Annotated in this window: 17 protein-coding genes; 6 read left to right on the top strand and 11 right to left on the bottom strand. The window is 61.9% G+C overall.

What is annotated here, in order from left to right:
• The 5 genes from SH809_19330 to SH809_19310 form a co-directional block, all read left to right on the top strand.
• Positions 1-2,406: DUF2339 domain-containing protein (locus SH809_19330; protein MDZ4701872.1), on the top strand; the 2,406-nt coding region annotated here is incomplete at its 5' end.
• Positions 2,403-3,770, top strand: coding sequence for a DUF3999 domain-containing protein (locus SH809_19325; GenBank protein ID MDZ4701871.1), 1,368 nt, complete (start codon positions 2,403-2,405; stop codon positions 3,768-3,770). The genes SH809_19330 and SH809_19325, both read left to right, overlap by 4 nt.
• Positions 3,771-4,047: 277 nt before the next feature.
• Positions 4,048-4,614: a c-type cytochrome gene (locus SH809_19320; GenBank protein ID MDZ4701870.1), complete on the top strand. Its 567-nt coding sequence runs from the start codon at positions 4,048-4,050 to the stop codon at positions 4,612-4,614.
• An 11-nt stretch (positions 4,615-4,625) separates the two neighbouring features.
• A complete protein-coding gene (locus SH809_19315) occupies positions 4,626-4,838 on the top strand; it encodes a hypothetical protein (protein MDZ4701869.1) in 213 nt (70 codons plus the stop codon).
• Positions 4,839-4,931: 93 nt separating this feature from the next.
• Positions 4,932-5,894, top strand: coding sequence for an ABC transporter permease (locus SH809_19310; protein MDZ4701868.1), 963 nt, complete (start codon positions 4,932-4,934; stop codon positions 5,892-5,894).
• 137 nt (positions 5,895-6,031) lie between these two features.
• On the opposite strand, the gene SH809_19305 is transcribed toward SH809_19310, so the two are convergent.
• From SH809_19305 to SH809_19275, 7 genes are all read right to left on the bottom strand, one after another.
• Entirely contained in the window at positions 6,032-6,733 is a 702-nt protein-coding gene (locus tag SH809_19305; GenBank protein ID MDZ4701867.1) for an ATP-dependent Clp protease proteolytic subunit, read from the bottom strand.
• A gap of 286 nt (positions 6,734-7,019) precedes the next feature.
• Positions 7,020-8,432 carry a trigger factor gene (gene tig, locus SH809_19300; GenBank protein ID MDZ4701866.1) on the bottom strand — a complete coding sequence of 471 codons (1,413 nt, stop codon included), beginning with the start codon at positions 8,430-8,432 and terminating at the stop codon, positions 7,020-7,022.
• A 77-nt stretch (positions 8,433-8,509) separates the two neighbouring features.
• On the bottom strand, positions 8,510-8,878 hold the full coding sequence (locus SH809_19295; GenBank protein MDZ4701865.1) for a hypothetical protein: 369 nt from the start codon (positions 8,876-8,878) through the stop codon (positions 8,510-8,512).
• Between the two features lie 66 nt (positions 8,879-8,944).
• Complete coding sequence (locus SH809_19290) at positions 8,945-12,241, bottom strand: BamA/TamA family outer membrane protein (GenBank protein MDZ4701864.1); 3,297 nt, start codon at positions 12,239-12,241, stop codon at positions 8,945-8,947.
• A 170-nt stretch (positions 12,242-12,411) separates the two neighbouring features.
• Positions 12,412-13,704, bottom strand: a complete 1,293-nt coding sequence (locus SH809_19285) for an ABC transporter permease (protein ID MDZ4701863.1) — start codon at positions 13,702-13,704, stop codon at positions 12,412-12,414.
• Positions 13,701-14,648, bottom strand: a complete 948-nt coding sequence (locus tag SH809_19280) for an ATP-binding cassette domain-containing protein (GenBank protein MDZ4701862.1) — start codon at positions 14,646-14,648, stop codon at positions 13,701-13,703. The genes SH809_19285 and SH809_19280 overlap by 4 nt, the downstream gene beginning before the upstream one ends.
• A 29-nt stretch (positions 14,649-14,677) precedes the next feature.
• Positions 14,678-14,962 carry a hypothetical protein gene (locus SH809_19275; protein ID MDZ4701861.1) on the bottom strand — a complete coding sequence of 95 codons (285 nt, stop codon included), beginning with the start codon at positions 14,960-14,962 and terminating at the stop codon, positions 14,678-14,680.
• A gap of 312 nt (positions 14,963-15,274) precedes the next feature.
• Between SH809_19275 and SH809_19270 the strand changes: the two genes are divergently transcribed.
• Entirely contained in the window at positions 15,275-15,556 is a 282-nt protein-coding gene (locus tag SH809_19270) for a DUF4290 domain-containing protein (GenBank protein MDZ4701860.1), read from the top strand.
• A 36-nt stretch (positions 15,557-15,592) separates the two neighbouring features.
• On the opposite strand, the gene ruvC is transcribed toward SH809_19270, so the two are convergent.
• From ruvC to SH809_19250, 4 genes are all read right to left on the bottom strand, one after another.
• Positions 15,593-16,135: a crossover junction endodeoxyribonuclease RuvC gene (gene ruvC, locus SH809_19265; protein ID MDZ4701859.1), complete on the bottom strand. Its 543-nt coding sequence runs from the start codon at positions 16,133-16,135 to the stop codon at positions 15,593-15,595.
• Between the two features lie 162 nt (positions 16,136-16,297).
• Positions 16,298-17,044, bottom strand: coding sequence for a YebC/PmpR family DNA-binding transcriptional regulator (locus SH809_19260; protein MDZ4701858.1), 747 nt, complete (start codon positions 17,042-17,044; stop codon positions 16,298-16,300).
• A gap of 148 nt (positions 17,045-17,192) precedes the next feature.
• Positions 17,193-18,302, bottom strand: coding sequence for a hypothetical protein (locus tag SH809_19255; GenBank protein MDZ4701857.1), 1,110 nt, complete (start codon positions 18,300-18,302; stop codon positions 17,193-17,195).
• Between the two features lie 151 nt (positions 18,303-18,453).
• On the bottom strand, positions 18,454-19,023 hold a 570-nt coding region (locus SH809_19250; protein ID MDZ4701856.1), incomplete at its 5' end, for a hypothetical protein.

The following is a 19,023-nucleotide window of genomic DNA, read 5'->3' as shown; positions in this document are numbered from 1 at the left end:
CCCCGGGTGCGTACGCCTTCCGTCGTCGACGAGGCCATCGCCGCGGCGCGCCGCTTCCTGTTCGGTGGCAACGTCATCGTCCGTTCGGGCGTCGTCGTCCTGTTTTTTGCGCTGTCGTTTCTCGTCAAGCTGGCGATCGACAACGATATCTTCCCCATCGAGCTCCGACTGACGGCGGTGGCGGCGGTGGGCATCGGCCTCATCGGGGCCGGCTGGCGGTTCAAAGGGGCTCGCCGCGGGTACGGACTCTCGCTTCAGGGCGGCGGCCTGGCGGTGCTTTATCTAACTATCTTTACAGCCTTCAAGGTCTACACCCTCATCCCCCCCGGGGCCGCGTTTTTCCTACTGCTGGCCACGGCGCTGCTGGGGGCGGCCATTGCCGTCCTCGAGGACTCGGAGGGGATGGCCGTGATCGGATTCCTGGGCGGTTTTTTTGCCCCCGTGCTGGCCTCAACGGGTTCGGGCGACCACGTGATGCTCTTCGGGTTTTACGCCGTGCTGAATGTCGGCCTCCTGGTCATCGCGTGGTTCAAGCCGTGGCGCTGGCTCAACCGGGTCGGTTTTTACAGCACGTTTGGGATTGGCGCGGCCTGGGGAGGGATGAGTTACCGGCCGGAATTATTCGGATCCACCGAGCCGTTCCTCGTCTTCTTTTTCGTCTGCTACTTCGGCCTCTCCATCCTGTACGCGACGCGGCAGCGGCGTGCCGGCGAAAAACCCATTGACGGCACGCTCGTGTTCGCGCTGCCCGTCGTGGCGTTTACGCTGCAGGCCGGCCTGGTGCAAACGTTCTCCTACGGCCTGGCGTGGAGTTCACTCGCGCTCGGCGCATTTTACGCCGTGGCCGCATGGATGGTGTACCAGCGCGCACCCGAGCTGCTGCGGCTGATGGTCGAGTCCTTCGCCGCGATCGCCCTCGGCTTGCTGACCATGACGATCCCGTTTGCGCTGGACGCCTCGTGGGCCGGCGCCGGCTGGGCGCTCGAGGGTGCCGCGCTCGTCTGGCTTGGGTGCCGTCAAGAGCAACTCCGCCTCCGCCTCTTCGGGGCCCTGCTCCAGATCGCCGCCGGCTTTTTCCTGTTTGAGGCGCTCGACACCCTCGGATACGAAGACCGCACGGCCCTTCGGATGCTCGTGAACCCGATGACGATCGGGATCGTCAGCCTCAGCCTTTCCGCCTTTTTCTCGGCCTTCCATCTCCAGCGCCACCGCGACCGGTTGTTTGCGTGGGAGCAGGTGGTCGAGCCGATCTTCCTGTTTATTGGCGTCGCATGGCTGGCCGGCCTGGGCTTTTTCGAGATCGGCCGGCTCGCGAGCGGGAAGACCGAGCTGGATGCGTTTGTCCTCTACATGGCGCTTGCGTCCGGGGCGCTGTTTGTCGCCGGCGACGGGTTGAAGTGGGCCGGGCTCCGTCACGCAGCGCTCTTTCCGTTGCCCATCTATTACGCGCTGCTCCTGCCGATCCTCTTTAATCAACACCCGCTGGCGGGTTACGGATGGATGGCGTGGATCGCTGCCTTCGCGATCCTTTACTACGTCCTCAACCGCACCGACGCCGGCCTTCAGCGTCACCTCCGGGCCATCTACCACGCCGGCACGTTCTGGCTCCTCCTGGTGGTCACCACGTGGTCCGGGGCAGAGTGGATGGAGGACCTTTCGGGTTCCAGCTCTTCCGCCTGGACAATGCTCGGCCTCCTGCTGCCGACCCTCGGCTTCAGCCTGGCGGCCATCCAGGGTGGCCGCGCCGGCCTGTGGCCCGTGGCGGCGCATCGCCGGCTCTACACCACGCTCGTCCTCGCCCTCCCGCTGACCGGGCTGTGGATCGGATCGTTGTATAGCCTCGGCAGCGCGGCGGCAGCCACGCCGCTGCCGTACGCCCCGCTCTTGAATCCGCTCGACATCGTACTCGGCTTGGCAGCGCTCACGGCCGTCTTCTGGTTCCGGTCCGCCCGCACGGAGACGCCACTGCTCGAGGGTTCGACCGTGCGAACGGCCCTGATCTGGGTGCTGGCTGCCACCGTATTCCTATGGCTGAACGCAACGATCGCACGGACCGTGCATTTCTGGGCCGGCGTACCGTACGACCTGGATTCGTTAATGCGGTCCGGCCTGTTCCAGACAACTCTATCCATCTGCTGGACGCTCCTGGCCGTCGCGGCGATGGCCTGGGGACACCGCGTGCGGAACAGGTCCGTGTGGTTCGCCAGCGCCGGCCTGCTGGGCGCCGTCGTGGTCAAGTTATTCGCGGTCGACCTTTCCTCGTTGAACATGGTGATGAAAGTAATCTCCTTCATGGTCGTCGGCGTGTTGCTGTTGATCATCGGATACGTTGCGCCCGTGCCCCCCGCGCGCGACGAACCGGCCGAAAACGATCGTCCCGATACACCATCCGATTCGCTCCAATGACCCGATTCCGCTCGTTCACCTGTCTGGCCTTTGTGGGCTTGATCGCCGCCGTCGCGCAGCCGGCGGCCGGCCAGGCGCTCACGCCCGATCGGTTCGCTTACGGCGTCTCCGTGGATACCGTCGGCGGCAACCCCGTGCAACGATTTGTCCTGCCGGACACCGTGTACCGCATCGCCACCCGGGCCGACCTAGGGGATCTCCGCCTTTTTAACCACGAAGGAGAGCCGCTTCCTTACGCAATCGACCGGCAGGGTGTCGAGGACGAGTCACCGCCCGACCGCATCGCCTTGCCCTTTTTCCCGCTGTATGCGTCGCCGCGGGCCGGCGAGGGCGACGTGCGGGTGGAAGTGCGCCGGACGCCTTCCGGCACGCTGGTTCGGGTGGATGGGCAGGGACCCGCAACGGCCACACCCGAAGTAGCGGCCTACGTCGTGGACGCGAGCGCGCTCGAGGGTCTGGTGGATGGGATCGCCATCGCGTGGGACGAAGAGACGGCGGACTTCCTGGGCGAGGCCACGCTGGAGACGAGCGACGACCTGAACCGCTGGCTCCCATGGGGGGCGCCAGCCACGGTGGCGCAGCTGCGTCGGATGGGCAGTGTGCTCGTGCGCGACGAGATCAAGCTGCCGGCGCAGTCCGCACGGTATTATCGCATCCGATTTCGCGAGCCTCTGCCGCCCATCAGCCGGGTGACGGCGACGCTTGCGATGGGTGAGATCGAGGCGGAGCGCCGGTGGTTGACCCTGGACGCCCGCCGGACGGAACGCGGCGTCTTCGACGCCGTGGCAGAGGGGGTGCACCCGGTCGACCGCATCCGGGTCACCTTCGCACGTCCGAATACCCTCGCGCGAATCCGCATCGAATCCGCCAGTGACGCCGCCGGCCCCTGGCGCCGGCACTACTCCGGCACCGCCTATAGGATCGAGGTGGAGGGCCAGACCCTCGAATCCCCCGAGATCCCAATCCGCCTCACGAACAACCGGTACTGGCGCATCTTCGCCGGCCAGGGCGCGGAGGACGACGCGGCGCTTCTGCCCATCGTGTCGCTGGGATGGACGCCGGCGCGGGTGTTATTCCTCGCGCGTGGGGAGCCGCCGTATACCCTGGCCTTCGGAAACGGCGAAGTCGCACCCGCGGAGTTCGCCGCCGAGGACCTCGGCCGCCTGACCGATGGCGAAGACGCCGTGATGGCCCGCCTCGGCGTGGTGACGGCGCTGGGCGGCGAGAGCCGGTTGCGAACGCCGATCGCGATCGACTGGAAAACCGTCTTACTCTGGGGCGCCCTGCTCGCCGGCGTCGCCATGATCGGAGGCCTCGCGCTGAGCCTCATTCGACAGGTCCAGCGGGATCGGGGGGCGCCCTGACGGCCGCAAGAGCATGGGCGTGGGTGAGGACGCGTTGCCCGGCTTACTAGCGAGGACACGGAGGATGATCGAACCCCCCTTAGGAGAGAAACCCTTCGAGACGTGCACTTATCCTATAGCAGCATGATATTTTGCGCTACAGTGGCCTTTTGGTGTTGATTTGAGGGTTTATCCACCTATTATCCGCTAGTTGTCGCCATGAAATAGATTCTCAAAGGGGGTTGGTCTTGGCCTCGGGGCCATCCTGGTTCTGTTCATCGCCGCCGGCACCATCAGGATGGTGAACGGCGCATCAAAAATAACATCCACCTACGAAGTCACCGGGGTGCTGGAGGAGGTGGCGGCGGATTCGGCCGCGCTGGCTCTTGGAAAACATCTTTCAGAAATCAATGCCTGTCGGGATTGCCATGGGGCTTCGTTTGAAGGAAGAGTCTTCGCCGACGCCCCGCCCTTTCTGATGGTCGCTCCGAACCTCACATCCGGAGAAGGCGGCGTAGGAGGGCGCTACGGGGTCGAGGACTGGGACCGGGCCATCCGCTACGGCGTTCGGCCGGACGGCACTTCGTTGCTCATCATGCCGGCGCGGACGTTCCACAATCTGACGGATACGGACGCGGCATCGCTGATCGCTTATCTCCAATCGCTCCCTCCGGTAGACAACGTCCTGCCCCCGCGCGAAATTCGTCCCCTGGGCAGAGTACTGCTAGGCTCGGGGGCCATGGATGTGGCGATGGAGGTGCATACGTCACCCGACCGCGCGCCGGCCCACCACCCGGTCCGACGGCTGAATACGGCAACTACCTCAGTTCCATCACCTGTATCTATTGCCATTCGGACGATCTGAACGGTGGGCCCGTGACAGAGCCCGGCACGCCGCCTCCCCCTTCCCTGGCTGCTTCCGGCGCGTGGCCTTTCGAGGCATTCGCCGTGGCGATGCGCACGGGCAAAACGATCGATGGACGTCAGCTCCAACCCATCATGCCCACATCGGCATTTATGTACATGGCCGATGATGAGCTCATGGCGATCCAATTGCTCATCAAGTCGACCTTCTCGGACGCCCTGTAGGCGAAGCGGTAGCGGATGTTTCTCATTTTCCGGCGTCGTATGCTACGCGCATTCGCACCCAACCGATCGAGCGCCGTCGCCGTCCGATAACCGATGAATCGACTGCTGTCCGCCTTCGGGCCGTTTGCCGGCCTGGCTTTTGTCTGTATCCTGTTCGCCGTCCTCAGCCCGTCGGCCTTCACCTCGTTCTATAATATTAAGACGATCCTCACGCAGAGCGTCATCGTTGGCATCGCGGCGCTGGGGATGACGTTCGTGATCGTTTCGCGGGGGATCGACCTGAGTGTCGGCTCGCAGATCGCGTTATCGACGGTTGTGGTGGCGCTCCTGGTGAATGCCGGCGGCGAGGCGCCGGGGGCCGGGTCGATACTGGTAGCCGTAGGTGGTGGACTGCTGGCGTGCGGAGCCGTGGGCTTGTTAAACGGGGTGTTTATCACCCGTTTTCGCATCGTGCCGTTTATCGTCACCCTCGGGTCCATGCAGATCGCGCGGGGCGTGGCCAAGTGGGTGGGGCGGGAGCAGACGGTGACGACGCCGGCGAACGCACTCAACGGGCTGATGGTGATCGACCCCGATCCTTCGTGGCTGGTGTTCGCGCCCGGCATCTGGATCGGGCTAATCGCGCTCGTCGTGTGCACCCTCGCGCTCAATAAAACCCTCCTTGGCCGCTACGTATTCGCCATCGGCTCCAACGAGCAGACGGCCCGGTTGTGCGGGATTGCGGTTGACCGGTACAAGGTGGCCGTTTACACCCTATGCGGCCTGTTCACGGGCATTGCCGGCGTGCTGCAATACAGCTACCTGACCGTCGGCGACCCGACCTCGGCCGTCGGGTTGGAGCTGGACATCATCGCGGCCGTCGTCATCGGCGGGGGGTCATTAAACGGAGGGGAGGGCAGCGCCGTCGGATCGGTCATCGGGGCGCTCATCATGGCCGTATTGCGAAACGGCTGCAACATGCTCGGCGTCCCGAACTTTGTCCAGGAAATCATCATCGGCGCCATCATCGTGGGTGCCGTGACGCTGGACCAGTCGAAAAGGCAAAAGGCAAAATGAAAAAGGAAAAAGGAAAAAGGAAAAATGGTCGCCGTATCGAGCGCCACGCTGCCTTTTACCTTTTACCTTTTGCCTTTTACCTTTTACCTTTTTCCTTTTACCCTTCCTGTTTTTCCTTTTACCTTTTTCCTTTTACCTTATTCTTTCCCATTCTTACTGCTCATCCCCTTCGTCTTGCTGGCTTCGAGGACGTTGTCGATGAGGCCATAGGTCTTCGCGTCGTGGGCGCTGAGCCAGTAGTCGCGCTCGGAGTCTTCCTTGAGCTGGTCGACCGTCTTGCCGGTGTGTTCGGCGAGGATTTCGTAGAGGCGCTGCTTGAGCCAAAGGATTTCGCGGGCCTGGATCTCGATATCGGCCGCGGTGCCCTGGCTACCGCCGGAAGGCTGGTGGAGCATGATGCGCGAGTTCGGCAGGGCAGCGCGGCGGCCTTTGGAGCCGGCGGCCAGCAACACGGAGCCCATCGACGCGGCTAGGCCCACGCAGATCGTGGCGACGTGGCAGTTGACGAACTGCATGGTGTCGTAGATCGCCAGGCCGCTGTAGACGACGCCGCCGGGCGAGTTCACGTACATGTTGATGTCCCGATCGGGATCTTCGCTGGCGAGGTACAGCAGCTGGGCTACGGCCAGGTTGGCGATCTGATCGTTGATCGGAGTACCCAGGAGGACGATCCGGTCCTTCATCAGCCGGCTGAAGATGTCGTAGGCGCGTTCGCCGCGCGACGTTTGCTCGACGACCATTGGAACGAGCCCGCTGATCGGCTGATCGCGGAAGGGGCCGCTATAGATCTCGCCGGGAAGGGTAAGGCTCTTCGTGAATTTGAGAAAATCTTCTACCATGTGAGGTACTGCGCTTTCAAACAGCGGTTGAAACTGCGGTTGAAGGGAAATGGCTCACGTCCACTACGCCCGACACGGGAGGTACGACAACCGTACGTCTTCATCGAACGCCCTGAACATACATCGTCCATTTAAGGCATCGTCCATTTTTAAGGCATTTCAAAGCGGCGCCGGCATTTTTGCGTGCGGCATCGGGCCTTCTGAATCCATACGCCCGTCGCGAAACTCCGTTCTAAGGTCCAGCCAGATAAATTCCGCTGATCCCGTGCATCCGTGCCGTCCGCGCTCAGGAGGCTTCTTCTTTTTTGTTCGCGTCACGGGCTTTCAGCGCTTCACCGTAGGCATCCGCCTCCAGTTCCTCGATGATGAAGCGCGAGGCGAGGACGTCGATCACTTTCTTGCTGATCAGCTGCTGGTCGAGGTTTTTGTCCATGCCGGCCGCCTTGTAGTACTTCCGGAAGCTGACGGCGAGGGCTTCGTCGCCGCCGGCCATCTCCACGTAGTGGGCGGTCATGTCCTCATCGGTCACCTCCAGCTTCTCCTGTTCGATGACCTCCTCGCGGAGCAGCATCCAGCGGGCCTGGCGGGTCGCCTCCGGACGGCTCGCTTCCACGAACCGATCGGTGTCGAGCCCATCCGGCAGCCGGCCTTCGTTGCGGCGCTTCAGGTCCTCCAGGTACGAGGCGATGAAGATGTCGACGGCGGATGACGGTACGGGGATATCGTGTAGTTCGAGCATCCGCAGGACGATCTCGCCTTCGAGCAGCTCGCGGGACTGGCGCTCCCACATCGTCGCGATCTGCTTTTCGATCTGGGCGCGGAGTTCGCTTTCGGTAGCCGCCTGTTCATTCGAGGCTTTCTTGATAAACGTCTCGTCGAGTTCCGGCAGATTTCGCCGCTGGACGGACTTTACCGTAACCTGAAACGGATCGGTCTTTTGGGCGCCGAGGTCTTCGCCCGAGGGGCCGACGAGCAGCGGCTGCGCCTGCTCCTCATGCTCATCCGCATCCTCACCATCGGCGGGCAATTCGACCCGGAAGTTCGCGCCAGCCTTCTGGCCCAGCAGCGCCTCACGAAGCGGCTCGCGCAACCGCTCGTCATCCAGGTAAAACGACAAATCCTCATCGCGGGAGCCGACGACCGGCAGGCCGGTGGCCCGGTCGAGCGGCTGCATATCGATCACCACATAATCGCCCGCTTCGATGGAGCGCTCTTCCGAAGGCTCGTCGAGCTCGGCATGTTCGAGGCGGAGGGCTTTGACGCGGGTTTCAACCTCCTCGTCCTTGAACGTGTGTTTCAGCTTCAGGATGCGCTCGCCGGAGAGGTCCGCGAGCGTAATCTCGGGGCGTACGCCGAAGTGCAACACGGCATGCAGATCGTTATCGAGTTCATACTCGAGCGTCGTCAGCTCGGGGGAACCGATCACCGTGTGGGCGCCGGGCTCCACGACCTCGTCCTGGAAGGCATCCTGGATGAACTTCTCGACCACCCCCATGACGAGCGACTCGCCATAGAGCTTTTTGAGCATCGAAATGGGCACCTTACCGGGGCGGAAGCCCTTCACCTGTACGCGATGGCGCTGCTTGCGGAGCTCGTTATCCACGTGGGGGGCGAGTTCCAGGGCCGTCGCATCGATGACGAGTTCAAATTCGACAGGATTTAATTCGTCAGGGTCGACTTGCTTGATAGTGGTCTGCACGGCGGTCGTTCGGATTCAATGAAATGCTCGGGGCCCATTGAATCCTGCTGGCCGGCACGTGTTCCACACCGGCGGCCTCAGGCGAGCGCCATGGGGCCCGCGGTGAGCTGCCGCGAAAGGGTTCGCATGTTGGCGTCGATGAGGTATTTCCAGAGTCCGGCGGTGCTCACCCAGAATTTATAGGTGCTGCCGTCGCGCAGGCTCAGGATGAGGTTCACCGCGCGGATCTGGCCGGTGCGCCACTCGACCTGCTCCACGTTTTCGAGGAGCAGCATCTTGCGATAGACGCCACTCAGGGTGATCCCTGAAAATTCGATACGGTTGGGAAACAGGTAGGCGCGGGCAAACAGCAGACGGTGCTCCGGATCACGAAAACGGCTGGCGAGCATCACGTCCTCCTGCAACGACGCGACATCGGGCGTCGCGTGCTCGGAGTTCTTCGGCATGGGGGGCCCTGGCTTGGATGGATGGGGTACGGGGCTAGCCAGAGTATCGGCGCGGGAGCGAGGGGCTTAAAAGTCGAAGCCGATGGAGAAGCTGGTCGTCTGTCGCTCGAAGCGGCGGCCGTCGTAGGGCCAGGCGAAATCGAACCGGAGGGGATAACCGAGGAGGATCGTGCGAAGGCCCACGCCGGCGCTCAGGGCGAAGTCGTCGAAGACGCGCCGGCCGAAGTCGTCGACGGTGAACAGGTGGAACGGGTTGTCGAACCCACGGCCGCCCCAGACGGTGCCGGCGTCGAAAAACGCGACACCCTGGATGTTGTAGAGCGGCACCAGGGGCAGGGGTCCTGGGAGGATGGCGGCGATGAGGGGGAAACGGAACTCGGCGTTGAAGAGGCCGAAATTGGTGCCGTTGAGGGCATTGATCCGATAGCCGCGGAGCGGCATGACGGGGGTAGCGAGCACAAAATCCGAGATGTCCTCTATCGGGAAACCGTTCTCCTCATCGAACCGGCGGTTGATCCAGTTTTGCAGACCGGCCGTGTAAAATAGCTGTTGGGTAGGCCCGACGGACGCGCCTCCGGAGAGGCGCATCGCGAAGGTGTAGGGCGACCGCCCGATCGACGCGTAGGCGCGGGCGTCTGCCAGTAGCGTCGCAAACCGCACCGTCCCGCCCGAAAGGCCAAAGGGGCTGCCGGCGAGCGAGGCGGAGAAACGGGTTCCTTCGATCGGGGCGAGGGGCCCCGGCGTGGTCACATCCCGTGTGAAGGTGATCGAGGGGTGGAGCAACGACCGTGCGAGGGCCGGCGTGGACGGCTCGACGATGTCGGACTGGCTGACGCCCACGACCGACAACTCGGCGTCGATCCGTCGGAATTTGTCGAACGGGTACGTCGCGGTGAGGCTTCCGCCGAACTGGCGGTACCGATAGATGGTGCGCCGGCTGAAATCCGGCAGCAGGCGCGAGACGTGGAAGCCGGACACGCCCCAGTCGACCCGCTCCGGAAGGTAGACGTAGGACATCATGTAGTCCGAGTTCCGCAGATCGATCAGCAGGTTGGAGGCGACCAGCACGCGGTGGTTGCCCAGCATATCGCTGAAGATGATCTGGGTGATGCCCTGGACGCCGAAGAGTGCGTCGTAACCGGCCGCGCCGTAGACGAGGTCCGGCGAAAACTTCAGCTTATAGCGTCGCGGCAGGTAGCGACCATCCGCGTCGATATTGCCACGAGGCGTAAACGGGTTGATGAGGAAATCTAGCTCTTCGGCATCCGGGTCCTCGGCGGCGCTGGAGAAGATGTAGTCGCGCAGGTCGACACGCACATTCCCGTAACGGGAGCTGTCCCACTCGGCGTCGCGGGAGAAGGGGCTGTCCCCCTCCGCGTCGGGGTCCTGCCGGGTGAGCATGAGGAGGCGGGAGGCGAGGAATTCCTCAGTGCGGGACGTGGCGCGTGTGAAGGCCGTGCCATCGGTGGCGTCCCGGAGGAAGGGGTTGGCCTGGAGGAGGCTCGGGGAGGCGAGGACGATGGCCGGCGCCGGCGAGAGGGTCTCCTGGACGACGCGCTGGGCCCAGACGTTGGGCGCGAGGGTCCCCTCGGGGAGGACCCGGTCGAACGGGTTGTTGAGGACAAACAGCTCTGGCCGGCCATTGACGAGGCTCATGAGCGCGGCGGTGCTGCCGTCGGCCGAGAGCGATATCTGTGTGATGCCGCTGAGCGCGTTGGTGAGCGGGCGGACGAGCCCATGGTCGAAGTTTTTTTCGTACAGGTTAAAAATCCCGTTCCGGTCGGAGATAAACAACACGCGGGTCGAGTCCGCGCCGTAGCGGGCGCTGCGCTCGTCGAACAACTCGCTGAAGGTGAGGCGCTCGGCCTCTTCGGCCCCGAGGGCGAGACGGTAGATTTCGTATTGCCCGAAGTCGTGCTCGTGCATGGCGAACTCGCCGGCGCGAAACCGCCCGAGCCGGGTGTAGGAACTGCGGTCGCTGTGGAAGACGAGGGCCCGCCCATCCGGGCTCCAGGCCGGCTCGTGGTCGCTGAAGACATCGTCGGTATAGTTGATCGTCTCCCGTGAGTCGAGATCCAGCACAAAAATATCGCTCTGCGCATCCACGGACGCCTCAAAGGCGATCTGAGGGGCGACCGGGCTCCATGCGACGGACACGATCTGGTCGACGCCCGGGATTCGGTAGTGGACGACATCGCGGGTATCGACATCGATCACCGCTATCGCATCGGACGCCCCGCTTTTGACGGCGAGGGCGATCTGCTGACCGTCGGGGCTCCAGGATATGCCGGGCGTGAGGATGCGCAGGCTCTCGAACTCGGCGCTGGTCTGCCCATCGACCAGTTTTTTCTGGATCTTTCCATCGACGGCGTCGGCGATGTAGACATCGAACAGCCCGTTTCGGGTGGTGATGAACGCCAGCCGATCGCCGAGGGGCGAGAGGGACGGGCTCGTGTTGTAGAAGCCCCCGTTGGCCGTGGTGACGATCGGCCGCGCGAAGTCGTTCACGTCCTCGCGGGCGGCTACTTCGGGGAAATAGACCTCTTTGAGGGCGCGGCGCCAGCGGTCGGACAGCTCCTCGAGCGAGAGGCCGGTGGCGCGTTTGAAGCTGGCCTCGACGGACTGCGTGAGGCGAAGGCGCTGGAGGATTTCGGCGATGCGTTCGCGGCCGTACTGTTCGCCGATGTAGTCCCACACCCCCTGGCCGGCCTGATAGGACGCAAAGCCTCCGATATACGTTATGGGCGGGACGGCATCGTGGATGACGGCGTCGCGCAGCCAGTCGTCGGCGTCGGAGCTCCACCCTTCGGAGGCGTACTCGGCCAGGCCTTCGTTGAACCAGTGGGGGATCTGGAGCCGGATGTTATTCTGGATGATGGACTGGAGGGAGCCGCCGTAGAAATAGTCGTTCAGCATCGCATGGATGAGCTCGTGGTGGAGCGTCTGGCGAAACTGGCGATAGTCGCCCACGAAGGGGATCGCGATGCGGTTTTTATAGGGCTCCGTGACGCCGGCGATGCCTTCGGAGAAGGTGGGGAGATCGACCGCGTTCGTCACCACGAAGTCGTTGTGACTCTGGTAGACGATGATGGGGATGCGGCCACCGAGTTCGATCTGGAAGAGCCGGCGGGAGTGTTCGTAGGCCTCCTCGGCGAACCGGGCCGTATACTCCGCGAGGTCTCGCCCGCCCTCGTAATAGTAGATATCGAAGTGCCTGGACTGGAGGTACGACCAGGTCAGCTCGGCATACTGCACCTTGTTCTTGCCGTAGCGAAAATACTGCGCCTGCCCGGTCGCCGGCGCGAGCATCCACGCAACCAGCAAGACCGCCATGAACCGAGCGAAGGATGCGGCGATACGCATGAATCGATGGCGCGAAGGACGGAGGGAATAATCGATAGGCCTGTCCAATCTTCTAGGCATCCGGAGAGGATGGGTTCCGGAGGGACGGTTACAGGTTGGCAGGTTACAGGTTGGCAGGTTATTTCCATCAAACGAACCTGCCAACCTGTAACCTGCCAACTTGCCAACCCCTATTCATACCTCACCCACCGAATCAGATCTTTCAGGTTCGGCTTTTTACCGTACATCAGAATCCCCACCCGGTAGATGCGGGCGCTCACCCACATGGCAACAACGAAGGTGCCCATGAGGAGGAGGAACGAGAGGCCGACCTGCCAGAAGGGCACTTCGGTGACGGCAACACGGACGACCATCAGGATCGGGGAGAAGAAGGGGATCATCGAGAGCGTGATGGCCAGGGTGCTATTAGGGCTTTCTACAAAAAACATGATAAACATGATCGGGATGATGATGAGCGTATAGATGGGCATCAGCAATCCCTGGGCATCCTGTTGTTGTTCGACGACCGACGAGACGGCGGCGAAGAGGCTGGCGTATAGCAAATATCCCCCCAGGAAAAACAGCACGAACCAGATAAAGACGCGGGGTGCGATCTGGGGGATGGTGAATTCGGCGGCCTGGAGCATCTGCTCCTGGCTGGCGTCGAGCGGGAGGTTCAGGTCGGCCGGGTTAAGGAAGAGCGAGACGATGCTGCCGGCGAACAACGTCGCGCCGAGCATCAGAATACTCCACGCCATCATCTGCACCAGCCCCACGGCCCCGATGCCGAGCACCTTGCCCATGAGCATCTCAAACGGTCGGACGGACGACACCATGACCTCGATCACGCGGGTGCTCTTCTCCTCGAGGACTCCCTGGATCACATAGGCGCCATAGATAAACATCGCCGCATAAATGATGAAGCCCATGATATAGCCCAGGACCGAATAAAACGCCGCGCTGTCCGCCTCCTCGCCCTGCTCCGTCAGCTTCACGGTGCGAACGGGGATGCTGGTGTCGAGGATGTCCAGGATCTCCTGCGGGACGTTTTTTTCGGCCAGCCGATGCTCCTCCAGCGACCGGCTGAGCGCGCGTTCGAGGCGCATCTCGCCCGTGAGCCCGCTGCCTTCGACGGAGTAATAGACCGCTTCGCCCTCGTCGTTTACCAGGCCGGCCGGCAGCCACATATAGCCGTTATAGCCCCCCATCATGACCGCCTCGCGAAGCGAGTCGACGGGCTCGCTCGACGCGATGAAGAGGAAGCCTTCCGTGCCGTATTTTTCGAGCCCCGGGAAGAGCACGCCGGTTTCGTCGAGCACGGCGATTCGCCGCTCCTCGCTGTCCGATGCCGCAAGCCCGATCACGGCCGGCAGCACCGCCATGGCGATCAGCATCACCGGCGCCAGCAGGGTGCCGACGATAAACCAGACGGACCGAACGCGCCGGATGAATTCGCTTTTGAGGACAATCCAGATCTTTTTCATGCCGTCTGCCACTCGCCGTCGTCTACGTTGAGGCCGTTGCCGCCTTCAACGACCGACACAAAGATATCATTCATCGAAGGCTCCCGGCGTTCGAAGCGGTGAATATCGATTCCGCTGGCCATGGCCCGTTCGAGGACGATCGATGGGTGATGGCCGTGCAGCATCTTCAGCTCCACACGATGTGCCGTGCGGGTGCGTATGTCGATCGCCTGTTCACGTTCGAGGGTATCGATGAAGGCCCCGTCGCCCCCGAACTCGATCAGGACGCGATTGCGACCGAAGCGCTGTTTCACGTCGCGCAGGGCACCCTTTAGTTTGATTTCGCCATGGGAAATGAGGCAGATGTCGTCGCAGATTTGCTCGACCTGCTCCATCCGATGTGAGGCGAAGAGGATGACCCGGCCCTGCTGTTTGAGTTCGAGGATGACCTCGTTGAGCAGGCCAGCGTTGATCGGGTCGAGCCCGCTGAGGGGCTCATCGAGGATCAGCAGTTCCGGCTCGTGCACGACGGTACTGATGAACTGCATTTTCTGCTGCATGCCCTTGGACAGCTCTTCGGTCTTCTTGAGCGCCCAGTCGACCGCGTCGAACCGCTCCAGCCACGCCTTCACGCGCCTATTCGCCTCGGAACGCGAGAGCCCTTTCAGCTCCGCGAGGTACACGAGTTGCTCGCCCACTTTCAGCTTTTTGTAGAGGCCGCGTTCCTCGGGCAGGTACCCCATCCGTTCCTGGCTCCACACGCCCACCGGCTTTCCGTTCAGGGTGACGCGGCCGCTGTCCGGGGCGGTGATGTAGGCGATCATCCGGATGGTGGATGTCTTGCCGGCCCCGTTGGGCCCCAGGAGGCCAAGCACGCGACCCGAGTGCGCCTCGAAGGAAACGTCGTTTACGGCCATGAGCTGGCCGTATCGCTTACTCACCTGTTCAATCCGCAATTCGGCCATAAACAATCCGTACCAGCATCGAGCGTGGATTACAACAGCGACAAGGTGGCCTGGGGAATTGGAATCAGGTAGTGCTGTTCGAACACGTCCTCATGCACGCCGAAAACGCCCGTCCCACGAAAATCCACAGCGACATAGGGGCCCACGACGCGCTTGACCTCGCCGATGCCGTAGTACGACGGCATCGGGCCGTAGTACACCAGCTCGCCCATGAGCAACTCCTTCTTGCGGCGCGCCCGGCGATGGAACGCCGGCACGCTCGGGAGTAACTCCAAGCGGTACGGACTCAGGCCATATTTTGCTCCTGTCGCCATCGTTCGTGCGTTCGTTCAGACCGCTACATACGCACCGTATGGCGATCATGGTTCCTCAAAACCCCCCCCGAGGATAACCGGAACTCCCCGTAAGATTCAAACGAATTCGTGGAAATTCGTAAAAATGAGGGTATCAGGCCGTTTCTTATTCTCAGGCATTTGGTTAGATTGAATCGGTTCGATATAAAAAGGGAAGTTCTACCCGCCCCGGCGGCGGCAGGCGCATCACCCACCCCACCAACGTCGAGCGACTGCTTCTGCACGGTCTTTTGCTTTATATCGCGGCCACTCCCATCTTCGTTTTCACGGTTCATGAAGTACCCGACAAAAATTGTGGACAGACAAGTAGGGCGTAATGCTGAGCTCTTCGCCCGAGCGATTAACAAACTGGAGACGCCCGAACAGCGGTATCCATACCTGCGCATCCTGATCAGCATCGTCGAACAGGCCCATCCCGAGTGGAATCAGGCCCCGCAGAAAGATCGGCAGATGGGTCAGATGATCTCAAAAATGTGCGACGATCTGCTCGATGTGGATGAAGTCGCTGAAGTCGTCCGTGTACGAGACGAAGAACGCGGCTTTTTCTACGACTGATCGGTAGTGGTCTTCACGCGTGCACACCCGGCGCTGTTACCTGACGATGCGGCCCGGGTTGTTTCGGATAAAACTCTCCCAGTTCTTATGCTCGCCGGCCTGCCGGCTGCTCTTCCTGTGGCCGTGGCATAACGCCACCGCTAGCGCGTCGGACGCGTCCAGATCGAGCTTCTCGGCTTCCCCGATGGCCAACAGCTTGCGGATCATGTACGCCACCTGCTCCTTGGCGGCGTTCCCGTTGCCGGTCACCGAGAGCTTCACCTCCTTCGGGGTATACTGCACCACGGGTAGTTCCCGGTTCAGCACCGCCAGCATCGCCGCCGCCTGGGCACGACCGAGCTTCAGCATGGACTGCGCGTTGTTGCCGTACACCGGCATCTCGATCGCGCACTCGTCCGGCAACGCCCGCTCGATGACCTCGGTGATGCGGTCGTAGATGTGCTTCAGCCGCCACTCGTGGCTCTTCGTCCCGTCCAGCTTCAATACCCCGTACTCCACCAACCGCTCGGCGCCCCGCTCGATCGCTATCACGCCGTACCCGGTGAACCGGGAGCCAGGGTCGATGCCGAGGATCAGCAAGATGGTTGCAGGTTGGAAGGTTGCAGGTTGGAAGGTTGCAGGTTGGAAGGTTGCAGGTTGGAAGGTTGCAGGTTGGAAGGTTGCAGGTTAGAAGGTTGCAGGTTGGAAGGTTGGCGTGGGCTGAAGAACCTGTAACCTGTAACTTGCCCACCAGCCAACCCTCTAGCTCATCGCCTCGATGGTGGCTTCGTCGAAGTTGAGGGTCGTGGTGACGGCCTGAACGTCCTGCATGTCCTCGAGCATCTCGATGAGGGTGCCGAGTTTTTTGGCGACGTCGGGATCGACGGAGACGGTGGTGGTCGGGACGCGGATGAGGTTCGATTCCGACGGCTCGATGCCTTTCGCGCGGAGGGCGGCCTGGACGGATCCAAAGGATTCGAGGGGGGTGGTGATGGTGAACGTGTCGTCCTCAAGCACGAGGTCTTCCCCGCCGGCGTCCGCCACGAGGTCGAACAACTCCACTTCATCGAGACCTTCCGCCGGCACCTCGATGGAGCCCTTGCGGAGGAAGAGGAAGGCCACGGAGCCCGTCTGCCCCATGCTCCCGCCGTATTTGTTAAAGACGTGGCGCACGTCCGCCACGGTCCGGTTGGTATTGTCGGTCAAACAATCCACAAAGATGGCGACGCCGCAGGGGCCGTAGCCCTCGTAGCTCATCTCCTCGTAGTCCGCGCCGGCGATCTCCCCCGTGCCGCGCTTGATGGCGCGGTCCACGTTGTCTTTCGGCATGTTATCGGACTTCGCCTTGTCGACGGCCAGCGCCAGCCGGGCGTTCATCGACGGATCGCCGCCGCCCTCGCGCGCCGCGATCATGATGTCGCGCGCGATCCGCGCCCAGGACTGCGACCGCTTGCCGTCGGTCACCGCCTTCTGGCGTTTGATTTTAGACCATTTACTGTGGCCAGACATACTCCACGCTAGGATTTGGGGTGGTAATCGTTCATTCGGACCGGTAGTACCCGCGTACCGTGCGCTCGGGTCCCGGACTCACGGACGCAGAGGCGATCAAAGAGCGGACGGCCTCTTCATCCAGTGCAGGGCAATCTATAGGACGTCGTCAATCGCAGCCATCCGAGAACTTCTCCTGATCGATGAGCACATAGATCTCGCCTTCATTCGGCCCGAAAACGAATTTTTGGGGTCGAGTCCTAATGGAATCCCAGAAGGAGTCTTCATTCGCCGGCAGTGCTTGCGCGTCTTGGATCAAGGCTTTTGCGCCCGTAGCTAGAATGATCCGATTAAAAAACTGATCGGCGATGTATACTAATTGATCGCCTGAAGGTGCGACCACGAGTCCCTCTATTGACGTAGTTTCGCTCACCGTAATAGGGCTATGATTTGAATCTGTGAGGTCCACGAGCACCAGGCTGTACGATTCCGGGCCGGCATACAACAGACGATCTCCCTCCGCGGCAAATGCGACTGGGAAATCCAAACCAGAACGCCCATCGCCAACAAAAACAGCACCCATTTCATCCTCCACATAGGCCAATGCGCCGAACCCGGTATTTCCATTCCATCCGCGTACCAGCCGGGTGTAGGCGACCGTTTTAAGATCAGGAGCGACATCGAATGTATCGATTGAATCGGCCGATGACAATCGTGACGTACGGTCTCCCGACAACGACGCCAGGAATATGCCCTTCCCATCCGGTGAAAATGCAATGTGGCCATCATTGGGCCAGATGCCCGGACTCATTTGCCCTTCCGTTACCTCGTCGATCTTGCGGGCCTCCGATCCATCCGTATGGGCTACCCACAACGCCTTCTCACCGCGAAGATAGGCGAACCAGACTCTATCGGGAGACAACCTGAAGGCATGGTCGCCAGGCTCGAACGCTACTCTGTTATTCAAGCCAGACCGTAGGTCACGGGCAAATAGCGATGAGGTCGTATCGCTATAATCCTCGTACGTGTAATACAAAAACGATGCGTCTGCCGACACGCCGACCAAGCTATACCGATCTGATTGCGGAAACTCGTACTCAGCCTCGAATTCGTTTTTAAGCTTTATGGGTTGGGTCCCATCCAGACTGAAAAGCCAGAGTTCGAGTTCATGCTCTGTATAATCATTATTGCATAAAGAGGGGAAAAAACCGTCGCAGCCAGCCATCCCAATTAAGAACGGCAAACATACGATCATGAATCGAACAGGGTAGCCGATCATATCAAACCGGGTCGATAGGTTAAACGCTACCCTTAATGTCGCACTCGATCCACAAAAAGTAACCGATTATCACACCGATCCCCGTGATACCCTCAACCGCCCAACCCGCTTCGATACCTCACTTCGCAGCAATCAAGTCATCTCACGCGATCTAGAAGATGACGATCACCAAGCTAATCGCGGCCGCAACCACCAGGCCGGCGCCGGCGAGCATCGCCAGCCCGACGACGACCAGCACCAACGGATTCACCATCCGAAAAAGGACGCTGTACTGGACGAGCAGGTCCTTGCTGCTAAACACGAGGCCGCGGAGGTCGCGGATGGCGCCCACCAGCCGAAGGGCCCGCTGATCGGTGGAAGATTCCTGGTCCTTCACGGCGGCCTGCCATGCCTGCGCGGCGGAAGCCCTCCCGACACCAGCGGCCGCAGCCAGGCGCTCGGGCAGCCGCACTACCGCTTGCAGGCCCCGGAAAAAGAGGTAGACGATGCCGGCCGGCATCAGAAACGCCGCCAGCAGCGCGAGCACGCCGAGCCAGGCGAGGGTGCCGGATAGCTGAAACGGGAAAAACAGCACTCCCCAGAACACCGCCGCCGCCAGCGCGAACACGCCGGCGGCCGTGCGCACCTTTCCCACGATGCTCCGCGCGGTTACGGCGGCGGATAGCAGGATGCGCTCGAGCCGGCTGTCGGGGGGTTCCATCAGGTAGGCGGGGGAGTGGGG

The sequence above is a fragment of the Rhodothermales bacterium genome (genome assembly GCA_034439735.1).
GTDB lineage: Bacteria > Bacteroidota > Rhodothermia > Rhodothermales > JAHQVL01 > JAWKNW01.
Note: the sequence above shows the minus strand (reverse complement) of the source record. Positions and strands in the feature narration are given on the sequence as shown.

Bases quoted from the DNA above. Each gene is read 5' to 3' on its own strand.
- SH809_19325 (MDZ4701871.1), top strand. From the start codon at position 2,403: ATGACCCGATTCCGCTCGTTCACCTGTCTGGCCTTTGTGGGCTTGATC.
- SH809_19320 (MDZ4701870.1), top strand. From the start codon at position 4,048: ATGGTGAACGGCGCATCAAAAATAACATCCACCTACGAAGTCACCGGG.
- SH809_19310 (MDZ4701868.1), top strand. From the start codon at position 4,932: ATGAATCGACTGCTGTCCGCCTTCGGGCCGTTTGCCGGCCTGGCTTTT.
- SH809_19305 (MDZ4701867.1), bottom strand. From the start codon at position 6,733: ATGGTAGAAGATTTTCTCAAATTCACGAAGAGCCTTACCCTTCCCGGC.
- SH809_19295 (MDZ4701865.1), bottom strand. From the start codon at position 8,878: ATGCCGAAGAACTCCGAGCACGCGACGCCCGATGTCGCGTCGTTGCAG.
- SH809_19290 (MDZ4701864.1), bottom strand. From the start codon at position 12,241: ATGCGTATCGCCGCATCCTTCGCTCGGTTCATGGCGGTCTTGCTGGTT.
- SH809_19285 (MDZ4701863.1), bottom strand. From the start codon at position 13,704: ATGAAAAAGATCTGGATTGTCCTCAAAAGCGAATTCATCCGGCGCGTT.
- SH809_19280 (MDZ4701862.1), bottom strand. From the start codon at position 14,648: ATGGCCGAATTGCGGATTGAACAGGTGAGTAAGCGATACGGCCAGCTC.
- SH809_19275 (MDZ4701861.1), bottom strand. From the start codon at position 14,962: ATGGCGACAGGAGCAAAATATGGCCTGAGTCCGTACCGCTTGGAGTTA.
- SH809_19270 (MDZ4701860.1), top strand. From the start codon at position 15,275: ATGAAGTACCCGACAAAAATTGTGGACAGACAAGTAGGGCGTAATGCT.
- SH809_19260 (MDZ4701858.1), bottom strand. From the start codon at position 17,044: ATGTCTGGCCACAGTAAATGGTCTAAAATCAAACGCCAGAAGGCGGTG.
- SH809_19255 (MDZ4701857.1), bottom strand. From the start codon at position 18,302: ATGATCGGCTACCCTGTTCGATTCATGATCGTATGTTTGCCGTTCTTA.